Here is a 13583-nt window from a genome sequence, read left to right as displayed (position 1 = left end):
CAAAACGAATAGCCCTGACAGCAGCAGAAAGCCTATGCCGGTGGAAAGTCACTTTTTTCTGGTGGTGGCAGAGCGACCAAAGGAAGCTCCTGCAAGCGCCTAGAAAAAGGTCTTGACACCAAATAGCTTGCAGCGTAGGGCAGGAATAGCTCCTTAAAAAAAACAACAAAAAAATCCCCAACTACATTTCGTAATTGGGGATTGTATTATTTACGGCTCTTTTTCAAGGCCTAAAAACGGTAACAGAAAAGGAGTTGTTATTTTATAACAACCCATTGGCCACTAGCGATTAAGCTTTCGGCTTTTTTGTATTTCATTTCTTGTGTTTGACCGTTAGCCACATTTTGGATAGTAACGTTATCGTTACGATTAATTTTAGGCATATCTCTCACTATAGTTTCAGTAACTTGTCGTTGTTGCGTTTCACCGGCTTCACGATTGGCACTTTCGCTATTTGGAATCTCATCTTTGCTTAATTGTAGTTTTTCTTTTGGACGAACTTCTTCTCTAGCTTCTTGAATTTCAGGAGCACTTTGTTGTGGTAAATCCCCTTTGAATAAGAAGGAGATTACCTCTTTATTTACACCGTTCAACATAGCGTTGAAAAGGTTAAATGCTTCAAATTTATAGATAAGCAAAGGATCTTTTTGTTCGTGAACGGCAAGTTGAACGGATTGTTTCAACTCATCCATTTTACGTAAATGCTTTTTCCAAGCTTCATCAACGATAGATAAAGTGATGTTTTTCTCGAAATCAGCAATAAGTTGTTTTCCTTCCGTCTCGTATGCTTTTTTCAAATCAGTAACCACGCTCAATGATTTCACACCATCAGTAAATGGTACTACGATACGTTCAAACTGGTTGTTTTTATCTTCGTATACATTCTTAATAATAGGAAACGCTTCTCTTGCGCTACGCTCTGTTTTCTCTTGATAGTATTTTAAAGCTTCTTTATATACTTTCCCTGTCAATTCGATGTCAGTCATTTTCATGAAATCACTTTCACTAACTGGAGAAGTGATTGAGAAGTAACGAATCACGTCAAATTCAAAGTTTTTGAAGTTATTCGTTGCTTTTGCGTTTTGGATAATTAACTCACAAGTATCATATAACATGTTAGCGATATCGAGTTTCAAACGTTCTCCAAATAAAGCATGACGACGACGTTTGTAAACTACTTCACGTTGTGCATTCATAACATCATCGTATTCCAATAGACGTTTACGAACACCAAAGTTGTTTTCTTCTACTTTTTTCTGTGCGCGCTCGATAGATTTGGTCATCATAGAATGCTGAATTACTTCACCTTCTTCAAGTCCCATTCTGTCCATTACTTTGGCTACTTTTTCAGAACCAAACAAACGCATCAAGTTATCTTCAAGAGACACATAAAATTGTGAACTTCCTGGATCTCCTTGACGACCAGCACGACCTCTTAACTGTCTGTCAACACGACGTGAATCGTGACGTTCTGTACCTACAATTGCAAGTCCGCCAGCTGCTTTTACTTCGGCAGATAATTTAATATCGGTTCCACGACCAGCCATATTAGTTGCAATAGTAACCACTCCGGCTTTTCCTGCTTCTTCTACGATTTGCGCTTCTTGTTTGTGCATTTTTGCATTCAAGACATTGTGCGTAACCCCTCGCATTTTAAGCATACGGCTTAATAATTCAGAAATCTCAACAGAAGTAGTACCAATAAGAACTGGTCTTCCTGCATTTGATAATTGTGTTACATCTTCAATAACCGCATTGAATTTTTCACGAGTCGTTTTATAAATAAAATCCTCTTTGTCTTGTCTTGCCATTGGTCTGTTAGTAGGAATTTCTACTACATCCAATTTATATATTGTCCATAACTCACCTGCTTCAGTAACAGCAGTACCAGTCATACCGGCAAGTTTGTTGTACATTCTAAAGTAATTCTGTAAAGTAACCGTAGCAAAAGTTTGAGTTGCAGCTTCGATTTTTACATTTTCCTTCGCTTCAATCGCCTGGTGTAATCCGTCAGAATAACGACGACCATCCATGATACGACCTGTTTGCTCATCAACAATCATGATTTTATTGTCCATGATTACATACTCTACATCTTTTTCAAAAAGGCTGTATGCTTTCAAAAGTTGAGTCAAAGTGTGAATACGTTCACTTTTTATTCCGAAATCTTGAAATAATCTTTCTTTTTCCTCTGCTTCAGCATCTTTGTCTAATTTTTTCTTTTCGATAGCGGCAATTTCAGTTCCGATATCTGGAAGAACGAAAAAGTCAGAATCAGTATCTCCTGAAAGGAATTTAATTCCGTTATCAGTTAATTCAACCTGGTTGTTTTTTTCTTCAATTACAAAATACAAGGCTTCATCAATCTTATGCATTTCGCGATTGTTGTCTTGCATGTAAGAGTTCTCCGTTTTTTGAAGCAATTGTCTTATTCCTTCTTCACTTAAAAACTTAATTAACGCTTTGTTTTTAGGTAAACTTCTGTAAGCTCTTAAAAGCAAGAAACCACCTTCTTTAGTGTTTCCTTCTTTAAGTAATTTTTTAGCTTCCGATAAAAAACCATTCGCTAATTGACGTTGTAAACTTACTAAGTTTTCAATTTTTGGTTTCAATTCATTGAATTCGTGACGATCTCCTTGTGGTACTGGACCAGATATAATAAGCGGAGTTCTAGCGTCATCAATCAATACAGAATCGACCTCATCGACAATCGCATAATTGTGTTTTCTTTGTACTAAATCATCAGGCGAATGTGTCATGTTATCTCTAAGATAATCAAAACCAAATTCGTTATTTGTACCGTAGGTGATATCAGAATTATACGCTTTTTTTCTTCCTTCAGAACTTGGCTGGTGGTTGTCAATACAATCCACAGTCATACCGTGAAATTCAAATAAAGGCGCTTTCCACGTGCTATCACGTTTAGCCAAGTAATCATTCACCGTTACTAAATGCACTCCGTTACCAGTTAATGCATTCAAGTATATTGGCAAGGTTGCTACTAATGTTTTTCCTTCACCCGTTTGCATCTCTGCTACTTTTCCTTCGTGAAGAACCATTCCTCCAATTAATTGAACATCATAATGAATCATGTCCCAAGTAATTTCTTTTCCGGCAGCATTCCATTTGTTCTGCCAGATTGCTTTGTCACCTTCAAGACTAACGTAAGCTTTATTTCCAGAAAACTCTCTGTCCATAGCAGTTGCTGTTACAGTAATTTCTGAGTTGTCCTTGAAACGTCTTGCTGTTTCCTTTACTACTGCAAAGGCTTCAGGAAGAATTTCCATTAAGGTTTTTTCAGATAATTCGTAAGCTTCTTTTTCTAAAGCATCGATTTCAAGATAGATGTCTTCTCTTTTATCAATATCTTCAACCGCTTCAACATCAGCTTTAAGTGCTGCGATTTTAGCATCGATTCCGGCACGGTTTACTTTTATTTTTTCCTTAAAAAAGTAAGTACGCTCTCTTAACTCGTCATGTGAAAGGGCGATAAGACTAATTTCAAAAGACTTGATTTTGTCAAGATAAGGTTGCAAAGCTTTAACATCTTTCTCGGACTTATCTCCAACAAAGGCTTTAATAATGCTATTTATGAAACTCATAATATGTTTGTATTTCTAATTTATTTAAAGTGTAAATTTAACCAAAAAAAAAGCCTCTTTTGAGACTTTTTCTTTGATTATTTTTTAATATTCATCCTCATTCCAAAGATAATCTTCGTCTGTAGGGTAATCCGGCCAAATTTCTTCCATCGACTCATATATCTCACCTTCGTCTTCAATAGACTGTAGGTTTTCTACCACTTCTAACGGAGCTCCTGCACGTATAGCGTAATCAATAAGTTCGTCTTTGTTAGCAGGCCACGGTGCATCACTTAAATAAGATGCTAATTCTAATGTCCAATACATTTTTTGTCGGTTTAGTTTTGTGCAAAAATAAAAATTTTACCGAAAAAGACAAGTAAAATTCTATTTATTTTTATAAAAAGTTAAGAACGTTTTTGTTTTAGTGTTCAGTAGTCCGTTTTTAGTGTTCAGCTTATGCTGTAAACGTATCGTATTCTCAGATTTTTTTTAACTGCGTTCTGAATACTTTTTTACGGATTACTATTTTCTGGGAATCCATTTAACTTCCTCAGCTTTCAAGTCATGAGACAACTTTCGTGCCAATACAAAAAGGTAGTCAGAAAGTCGGTTTAGGTACTTAATTGCAATTTCAGCGACTGGCTCATTATGGCTTAAATGCACGGCAAGGCGCTCTGCGCGGCGGCAGACGCATCTTGCAATATGACAATATGACACAGTAGTATGTCCACCAGGTAAGACAAAATGAGTCATTTGTGGAAGTGCTTCTTCCATAGTATCTATTTCATTTTCTAATAACTCGATATCAGTTTCAGTAATTCCAAGATTTTTAAGACGTAACTCGCCATTTTTCATCACTTCTTTTTCCGGAGGAGTAGCTAGAATTGCACCTACAGTAAATAAGCGATCTTGAATTTCGATTAGAATCTTTTTGTAGTGTGCATCCATATCTTGATCCCGTATTAACCCGATATGTGAATTTAATTCGTCTACCGTTCCGTAACTTTCAATGCGTATGTGGTCTTTAGGTACTCTTGTTCCGCCAAATAGGGCAGTGGTTCCTTTATCACCTGTTTTAGTATATACTTTCATATGCTGTTTATTTGTTTATTCGTGGATTTGCTTGTTTTTTCTAGGAACACCAAATTTACTTTATTAATTCTACTATGGCGCTAACAAATCGTTCTAAGGAACCTGCACTGAGGTTAAAATACAAATCAGGTTCAATGCATTCCACTTCCATGAGATGCAACTCATTGTCAATTACAATTCCGTCTACTCTGGCGTATAATAATTTTCCGGGATAGGTATCTACAATTTTTTGTGTTTTGGCTATCAGTTCGACATCAGGATGTGTTAGTCTGTATGTTCCTCCAAACTGTACTTGAATCCTAAAATCCCCTGGGACGGGTTTTTTATTGACTGCGTGGGAGAATTTTTTATTAAAGAATATAAAGGAAGTTTCGCCTACAGTTTGAATTTCAGGCATAAACTGCTGTATTAGCAATTCCTTTTCGGAAGCGATGCTTTTATATTGGGTATTTATTTTTTCAGCTTCGGCTGTTTCAAAGACTTCTGTTAGATATGATCCGGCAGAAAAGGCGGGTTTTATAACCGCTTTTTTCCAATGGGACGGTATAAGTGCTGGTAGATTTAAGTCAGTGGTTTTATTTATAAATACGGTAGGGAGAATTTTTATTCCTTGCTGCTCCATTTCACGCAAATAAAATTTGTGTTTATTCTGTTTTATGATGGCAATAGGATTAAGTGTTTTAATTCCTGATTTCTCTATTTGGTCAAGCCAAAGGTTGAATTCGGTTTCTTTTTCGAAATAATCCCAGGTATTTCGAAAAACCAAATAATCAAAATCAGTCCAGTTTATACTTGCATCATCCCAAATTTCAGCAGTTGCAGTAATGTTGTGCTTGGCGAGTTCTGGAATTAAAAGTTGGTCTTGTGGTGTTAATTCAGGTAGTTTTTCGCAGGTTAGTAAGGCTATCTTCATTTTCGATTAGTGTAATGGGTTATTGGATTCTATTTTGGAAACGATTCCCCTAGCCCGGATAGAAGTGAAAATCCTTTTTTATCTTGAACTCAGTTCAGGATAAAAAAGATTGTAGCGGATAGCCGGAAAAAGCTCCTAATAAAACTATTTTGTAGTGTCACTTTCAATCATACCATCGCGCAAACGGATTATTCTATGGGCGTAAGCGGCAACTTCCTCTTCGTGAGTTACTAAGATAACGGTATTACCCTCGGCATGAATGTCATTAAAAAGTTTCATAATCTCTTCGGAGGTTTTACTGTCTAAGTTCCCTGTAGGTTCATCAGCAAGAATGATAGACGGTTTATTGACTAAGGCTCTGGCAATGGCCACACGCTGGCGCTGCCCACCCGATAATTGATTGGGTTGGTGATCCATTCTGTCGCCAAGATTGACTTGCTCTAATACTTCGGAAGCGCGAGCGGTTCGTTCTGATTTAGAATATCCAGCATAAATCATAGGCAAAGCCACATTGGCCAATGCCGTTGTGCGGGGTAGCAGGTTGAAAGTTTGAAAAACAAAACCAATCTCTTTATTTCTGATTTCGGCTAACTCATCATCTTTTTGCTTGCTTACATCTTGTCCATTAAGAATATATGTTCCAGATGTAGGCGTGTCCAAACAACCTAAAAGATTCATCAAGGTAGACTTTCCAGAACCAGAAGGTCCCATCAGCGCTACATATTCGCCTTTATTAATTTCTAAATCAATACCTTTCAGTACATAAATAATCTCGTTACCAAGGACAAAATCTCTTTTGATATTGGTTATTTTTATTAATGGATTTGACATTGTTATTTGCAATTGATGAATTATGGTTTTTGAATTTTAAAAGTACAAAACACTTTTGAATTATAAGTAAGTTGCTTAAAATACATTTTTGTTACAAAAAAATAGAGGATAGCGTTTTTTATCTTTTAAGTAGTGCCTTTCTATATTTAGAGTGAATTAAGGCATTAGTTGGCCCGCTGTTGTGAGACACTAAACTATTATGACTAGTGCTTTGACGACTCTTGGTAATAGTAGCCGTTTTATGGACGAATAGTTAGGAAATAGGTGAATGTTATGCTGCTTCGTTGCTCTTGATCTGGTATCAATTCCAATTTATTTCACAATTTTGGGAATTGTTTATATAATTAACATGTTTATATTGAATGCAATACAATCTGCTGTACATTCGTTTTGTAATATTTAATAAATATAAAATCAAACATTATGAAAAGTACAAATTTAGTATTAGGAATGGCAGTTATAGCCTTAGGATTTACATCTTGTAAAGACGAAAAAACAGAAGCAGCAAACAAAACAGTTGAATCTTATGTTGTTTATGTTGACTCATTAGAAAATGTAGCTCCAGAAGATGCTAAAGCAAATTGGTCTGCAATTGAAGCTACTTATGAAGTAAGAAGCAGCCAAGCTGAAACAGCACTTTCGGATTTAAAAGAAAGCGAAGAAGCAAAAGCAAAAATCGAAGCAAGTAGAGCAAAATATGCTGCATTGCAAGCTAGAATGCAAGCAGAGATGGAAGCTTCAGCTCCAAATTCTAAACAACAAATGAGAAATGCATTGTTTGGTGAAGGAAAAATTGGTGATGATATGAATTTTGGTTGGGTAAATAAGGATAACATCCTTAGTGTATACAGACAATTTATTCATACTGCTGAAGATAATAAAGACAACTATTCTCGTGAAGACTGGGATGAAGTTAAATTGATGTATGAAGCACTAGATAGCAGAAAAAATACTGTTGAAAAAGAAGGTCTTTCTTCTTCTGATAACAGAGAAATTGCAGGTTTAAAATTCAAATTTGGTCCAATGTTAAAAGTTAACAGAATAGGTGCTAAATCTGAAGAAATGAAAGAAGCTAAACAATAAGGCTTTACTAATTCATATTGAAAAGAAAGACGGTCAGGGATGGCTGTCTTTTTTTTATGGATTAAACTCTTATGGTAAAATGCTCCTTTGGTTGTTCATATCTAAAGAAAACGAATCCCCACTGAAAGGTATCAATGGTTACCGTAACTTTTGGATGCTTTTTTATCGTTTCCCAAGCTTCCTCCATTCCTGGAGACCAATGTATATCATCAAAAATCCAAACGGTATCATTAGTTATTGTAGGTAATAATAGATCAAAGTAGTCTAATGTGGCCTGCTTCTGATGGTTGCCGTCGAAATAGATTAAGGAAAAGTGCTCCGTTGAAGTATTCACTTTTTCTAAATAACTACTGAACTCAGTCACTACAAACTCAACATTGGGTAAGCCAAATTTCTCTAATTGCTCTTGGGCAATTTTTGATGTTTCTGGACAGCCTTCAAGTGTCGTTATTTGTGCTTTTGGGTTTCCAACGGATAAGGAAACTGTTGCCAATCCTAGTGATGTTCCTATTTCTAAAATTGCATCAGGCTGAAAATAAGATGTAACTCGAAACAATAATCCCCCTCGTTTCTGTGTGATTCCGGCCGTTTTGGCAATCTTCGCGATTTCTCTTTTGTTGGATTTGAAGACTTTAGAACCAGCGCCAAAATCAGTGACCTCAATTGTATTTTTATTTTCTAAAAGTGACTTTTGATATTCCTTTAAGACCTGGTATTCCGGTTTTGGCTTGCGGTCGTAAAAACATTTTGTAATCAAAGTGAATACAAAAGGGGAGTGTACGGCGTGCTCATTCTTAGAGTGCCAAAGGAATTTAAGGTAGGATTTGATTTGGAATAGCATGCTTTAATTGGCTGTCAGCCTAAAAAAAAGATTTTTTAAGCGAGTATGAGAGTGTAAATATAGAAGAATTTCGCTGCTTAAAAAAATTGCTTCACTGTATCGAACATTACCGATTTTGGATACCTAAATTTAAACAACGCAGAAAATAATAAACGAACCAAAGAGTATTGAAAAGGGCGAAGTCAGCCGAATCAGGTTTGGCTTTAAAAGCGCAGCACAATACACTGCATAGGCATGATGTATTTTTCTTGGGATAACGTAAAGGACAAGTGAGGTAGCTATTATAAACCAACCTAGTACTGAAAACACTTCCGGATATTTTGAAAAATCGGCATATATCACTAATGCTGCAGCCGGAATCATCCGAATTGTAATTTCGGCATAATTGATGAAGTTTGTACTGCCTGCTTTACCTATAATTGCTCTTGCTTTTGATGGATAAAAAAGCATAAGGAAACCAGCGCTAATTAAAAAACATCCAAACAGGATTACGATCCATTTTGCAAGTAGTACCATAATCGTTTTTGCTTAATTGGGTTACAATGTACTTTGTTTTATTTGGTTTTCCAAAAGGGATAAAATAAGCTCTTAAGTTGTCTGGAAATTTGTGTTTTCTATTAAATAAACAAACCCCCAACATTTCTAGCATTACTGCAAAATGTTGAGGGTTTAATTTTATAAAGAATGTCTTTTTATTTCCGCTTCGGGGGCTAGGGGGATTTTATCCCTCAATCTTCGCGCTCAGTTCAAACCAGCGTTCTTCTCGATCTTCAATTTTATTATTGATGTTTTCGAGTTCTTTTGCTTTTTTTGAAATATCGGCATCCGGTACTTTCCCGTCCGTGAATAATTGCTCGATTGCAATTTTTTGAACTTCTAAATCCTTGATTTCTTTTTCTATTTTCTGATATTCTTTTTGCTCGTTGAAAGTCAAATTTCCTGTTGGGTTGTTTTGCTTCCAGTCTTTCTTCTCCGCTTTGTTTTCCTCTTTTTGAGCCACATCTGTACTGTCTTCGTAGGCTCTGAAATCAGAATAGTTTCCGGGGAAATCTTCGACCACACCATCGCCTCTAAAGATAAATAAGTGATCTACAATTTTATCCATGAAATATCTATCGTGAGAAACCACTAGTAAACAACCAGGATAATCAAGCAAGAAGCTTTCGAGTACATTTAAGGTTACAATATCCAAATCGTTTGTTGGCTCATCCAGAATCAAGAAGTTAGGGTTTTGAATCAAAACCGTACATAAGTACAAACGTTTCAATTCCCCACCGCTCAATCGATCTACAAAATCATATTGTTTTTTGGCATCAAAAAGAAAACGCTCTAGCAATTGCGATGCCGAAATCATTCTTCCTTTCATCAACGGAATAAATTCTCCGTATTCCTTGATCACATCAATTACACGTTGTCCCGGTTTTGGGTTGATTCCGCTTTGAGTATAATAGCCAACTTTTATTGTTTCACCAATCACCACTTTTCCACCATCAAGCGGAAGTGATCCAGTCAATAAGTTCAAAAAGGTTGATTTTCCTGTCCCATTTTTTCCAATGATTCCAATACGTTCTCCCGGTTGAAAGTCGTAACTGAAATTATCCATGATCACATGATCCTTGAATTTCTTGGAGATTTTGTGAAGCTCGATAATCTTACTTCCCATACGTTCCATGTTGATTTCCAGTTCCACCTTGTTCTCCTTACGGCGACTTTGTGCTTTTTCTTTAATGTCGTAGAAATCATCCTGACGCGATTTCGATTTAGTCGTTCTCGCTTTTGGCTGACGTCGCATCCATTCTAATTCTTTCACGAAAAGGTTTTGAGCCTTGTCCACACTTGAATTTTCAGAGGCAATGCGTTCTTCTTTTTTCTCTAAGTAGTAAGAGTAGTTTCCTTTGTAGGAATATAATTTTCCATTGTCTAGTTCGATGATTTCGTTACAAACACGCTCTAAAAAGAAACGGTCGTGCGTCACCATGAATAAGGTAATGTTTTCTTTGGCAAAATAAGCTTCTAACCATTCGATCATCTCTAAATCCAAGTGATTCGTAGGTTCATCCAGAATCAATAGGTCAGGACGGTTGATCAGAATTATAGCTAGAGACAAACGTTTTTGTTGTCCACCTGAAAGGTTTTTTACTTTCAGTTTGAAGTCTTCCAACTTCAGTTTGAACAAAATTTGCTTGTATTGGGTTTCAAAATCCCATGCATTGTGTTGGTCCATTCCGTCAAAAGCTTTTTGGTAGGCTTCTTCGTCTTCTGGGTTTTCCAATGCTTTTTCGTAGGCTTCAATTACTTTCAACGTTTCATTATCCGAGGCAAAAATACTTTCCTCAATGGTAAGTTCGTCCTGTAGATTATTGTTTTGCGACAAGAAAGCCATTTTGATTCCTTTTCTCAAAACTACCTGTCCAGTATCTGATTCGTCCAAACCATTAATGATACTCATTATAGTAGTTTTTCCCGAGCCATTCTTGGCTATAAAGGCAATTTTTTGGTCTTTGCTAATTCCAAAAGAGATATTTTCAAAAAGCGTTCTCTCACCGTAGGATTTCGAGATATTTTCAACTGATAAGTAATTCATGCGTGTAACGAGATGTATTTGTTATGATTAGGGCTTTTTTTTACTGTATAAAGGCTACTTAAATAGCTAATTATCAGGTGCCAAAAAAAAACCACCGTGCAAAGGTAGTTTATTATTTTTAGGTTAAAATTATTTGGAAAGAAGAACTTTCTCTAATTCAACGACTTTAAGTTGGTTAAATGAGTCTTCGTAGGGAATAGTTGACAGTTGTATAACATTCGAGCCTTAACTTAAAGCAATTTAAGCAAAGCAAGTACAATACCAACTAAACCACCCACAACAGCACCATTCAAGCGAATATATTGCAAATCATTGCCGACTTTATCTTCGATTTGCTCGACCAATTCTTTATTGTTGAGTTTCATCATGCTGGAGCGAACCATATTCCCGATTTCACTATGGAATTTTACCAACATTTCCGAAATGGTTTCACGTATCCAAATGTTTATTTTTTGTTGAGCGTCTAAATCCTGCTGCAAATCAGCTAACATGCGATTTAGATTCGAAATTAAGAATTGCATCAATGGAGTTTCATTATTTTCAAGCTGCGCTGCAAGAGTTTCTTTGGAACGACTTAAAAGAGTATGAATCACTTTTTCTTCTTCCACATGCTGCATAACACGTTCTTTTAGATTCTGGATTAGCGTAGTTGATTTTTCATCGCCAGAGGTCAGCTGTTCTGCAAAACCAAGAATATATTCGTCAAACTTGGTTCGTATGGGGTGATTAGCGTCTGCTTTGGCTTCCATCATCAGTTCTTTAGCTTTTTCGAGAAGCTCGTCCGCGATAAGATTTAAATCTATTCCGCCACTTTTTTCGGCTAAAAACAAGGCTGTTTTTTTGAAAAAACCTTTGTCGGAGTATTCATCGGCTGCATCTTTAAGTTTAGAAAGAAGCAGTTTTTTTGTGTCTGGATTAGTAATGGATTTTGAGCTTTCCTCGATAATCAGTTCCCATATTTGATGATGATCCCCATTTTTGATGGATTTTTCTAACCAAGTTCCCAATGGGGAAGCTAAATCTATACTGACAATCTGTTCTCTTAGTATTTTTTGCAAAGCATCTGCAAATTTTGGATTGTCTAATTCGTTGGCTAATTTTAAAACTATGTTCTGAATTAAACCAATTGCATTCTGCTGATGTTTGGGTTGTTGGATGAAATCCAAAATAGTTTTGGCTAAGTCCACTTCGTTTAGTTTTTCGGCAATAACGTCTGGAGAAAGCCATTTGTTGGTTACCAAATCGACTATTCCTTCTGTCAGTTTTTCTCGGTTTTTGGCGATAATGTTGGTGTGCTTACGTACAAAGGGAATTGGGATTTCATGAAACAAAGCACTAACCGCAAACCAGTCAGCAAATCCACCGATAGTTGCCGCCTCAAAACCTGCTGTGACAATTTTCCATCCTTGATGAGTGAGAATGTCCAAACGCAGCAGCGCTTCAAAAAGCACTAGGCCTCCAAAGGCAACAAGTAAAGAGATCGATCCAAGGTTATTTTTCATGAATGTTATTAGTTTAAAAGGACTTCGTAAGTGATAGAAATGTAAGTAATTATTGTGGAATATTTTCTGGAAAATTGTTTTTTTATAATAGAGAAGCATAAAAAATAATAGTTATACTCAAATTATCTTTGAAGATACTGCGACAGAAATGGACTTAGATCTAAGTGATGTAATTGTTGTGGTACAGCTATAAATGGTTTTCTTGTAAAATTTTCATTGGTTAGATAATATTGCAAACCATTTTGGGTAGTAATACCTTCGATTTGATGAAACGGAAGTGCTATTTTAATTTTTCTTTTATTGCCAGAAAAGAAATCTGAACGGTTATAATCATAAAACAAATAGGCGAATGGAGACAGCGTTTTACTATATCCGCTGAGGACAAGCAGTTTTTTGTCGGGTATAATTGTAGCCGAAGTAATCAAGCCTTTTACGTTGAAAGTTTCTTTCAGGCGGGCATTATATTGACCAGGAGTTTTAGGGATGGTATATACTGACGTTCTTTTTTGCTTCCATTGTTTTGTAAATAAATAGATGCTATCATCGACGATAACAAGGGCTTCGCAATCAAAATTAGTCGTGTTGGATTTTAGTTGTGTGAAATCAGTCTGATTGGAATAGGAGAATGAAATGGTATCAGTTTTTTGAATATTCCCTTCAATAGATTTTTTTTCAATTCTTAAAATATGCAGATCTTTTCTGTTACCCGAGACATTATTTCCAAAGTCGCCAATATAAAAATAACTGCTGTCTTGCGTAATCTCTTCCCAATCCTTATTGAATACTTTTTTAAGGGGTATTCTCTTTTGAATCACGCCGCTTGTATCTACTCCATAAAGAGTAGTGTCTGTATCGTCATTAGTCGTCCACATCATATTATCACTAAATACTAAACCAGATGTTTCGTGCAGTACGGCTGACAATTCCACAGAGTACTTCGGTTTTACTTTTATCGAATTATAGCTGCAGCTACCGTCATTTATAGTTGCTGAAGGATTGAAGTTTTTCGACATCGGGTCAGTGCAGCCCGAAATTTGGGCATGCATTTGACTGATCAAAAATAGGAATACTAATAAAAATGCTTTTTTCAATGACTTGGAATAGATTTGTTGCGGTCTTTTGTTTTTCAAAAGTAATTTATTCGCGGGATTAA

General features: G+C 36.1%; 11 protein-coding genes. 1 reads left to right on the top strand and 10 read right to left on the bottom strand.

Annotated features, from left to right (window positions below):
- Positions 1-257: 257 nt before the first annotated feature.
- The 5 genes from secA to BLV35_RS12345 form a co-directional block, all read right to left on the bottom strand.
- The gene (gene secA, locus BLV35_RS12365; protein WP_091090484.1) at positions 258-3602 is read right to left on the bottom strand and encodes a preprotein translocase subunit SecA; all 3345 of its coding nucleotides are present in this window, start codon (positions 3600-3602) and stop codon (positions 258-260) included.
- An 84-nt stretch (positions 3603-3686) separates the two neighbouring features.
- Entirely contained in the window at positions 3687-3908 is a 222-nt protein-coding gene (locus BLV35_RS12360) for a DUF2795 domain-containing protein (RefSeq protein ID WP_007138072.1), read from the bottom strand.
- 198 nt (positions 3909-4106) lie between these two features.
- Positions 4107-4676 carry a cob(I)yrinic acid a,c-diamide adenosyltransferase gene (locus BLV35_RS12355; RefSeq protein ID WP_091090479.1) on the bottom strand — a complete coding sequence of 190 codons (570 nt, stop codon included), beginning with the start codon at positions 4674-4676 and terminating at the stop codon, positions 4107-4109.
- Between the two features lie 55 nt (positions 4677-4731).
- On the bottom strand, positions 4732-5589 hold the full coding sequence (locus BLV35_RS12350; protein WP_091090476.1) for an ATP-grasp domain-containing protein: 858 nt from the start codon (positions 5587-5589) through the stop codon (positions 4732-4734).
- A 144-nt stretch (positions 5590-5733) separates the two neighbouring features.
- Entirely contained in the window at positions 5734-6420 is a 687-nt protein-coding gene (locus BLV35_RS12345) for an ABC transporter ATP-binding protein (RefSeq protein ID WP_091090473.1), read from the bottom strand.
- Between the two features lie 423 nt (positions 6421-6843).
- Between BLV35_RS12345 and BLV35_RS12340 the strand changes: the two genes are divergently transcribed.
- Positions 6844-7503, top strand: coding sequence for a hypothetical protein (locus BLV35_RS12340; protein ID WP_091090471.1), 660 nt, complete (start codon positions 6844-6846; stop codon positions 7501-7503).
- A 61-nt stretch (positions 7504-7564) separates the two neighbouring features.
- Here the strand turns inward: BLV35_RS12340 and BLV35_RS12335 are convergent, their stop codons facing one another.
- The 5 genes from BLV35_RS12335 to BLV35_RS12315 form a co-directional block, all read right to left on the bottom strand.
- Positions 7565-8344 carry an O-methyltransferase gene (locus BLV35_RS12335; protein ID WP_091090468.1) on the bottom strand — a complete coding sequence of 260 codons (780 nt, stop codon included), beginning with the start codon at positions 8342-8344 and terminating at the stop codon, positions 7565-7567.
- Positions 8345-8473: 129 nt separating this feature from the next.
- Complete coding sequence (locus BLV35_RS12330) at positions 8474-8860, bottom strand: hypothetical protein (protein ID WP_091090464.1); 387 nt, start codon at positions 8858-8860, stop codon at positions 8474-8476.
- Positions 8861-9065: 205 nt separating this feature from the next.
- Entirely contained in the window at positions 9066-10928 is a 1863-nt protein-coding gene (locus BLV35_RS12325; RefSeq protein ID WP_091090461.1) for an ABC-F family ATP-binding cassette domain-containing protein, read from the bottom strand.
- 230 nt (positions 10929-11158) lie between these two features.
- Entirely contained in the window at positions 11159-12430 is a 1272-nt protein-coding gene (locus tag BLV35_RS12320; RefSeq protein ID WP_176980614.1) for a DUF445 domain-containing protein, read from the bottom strand.
- Positions 12431-12552: 122 nt separating this feature from the next.
- A complete protein-coding gene (locus BLV35_RS12315; RefSeq protein WP_317040175.1) occupies positions 12553-13560 on the bottom strand; it encodes a T9SS C-terminal target domain-containing protein in 1008 nt (335 codons plus the stop codon).
- Positions 13561-13583 lie beyond the last annotated feature (23 nt).

Origin of the sequence: Flavobacterium gillisiae (assembly GCF_900107635.1) — a bacterium.
GTDB lineage: Bacteria > Bacteroidota > Bacteroidia > Flavobacteriales > Flavobacteriaceae > Flavobacterium > Flavobacterium gillisiae.
Note: the sequence above shows the minus strand (reverse complement) of the source record. Positions and strands in the feature narration are given on the sequence as shown.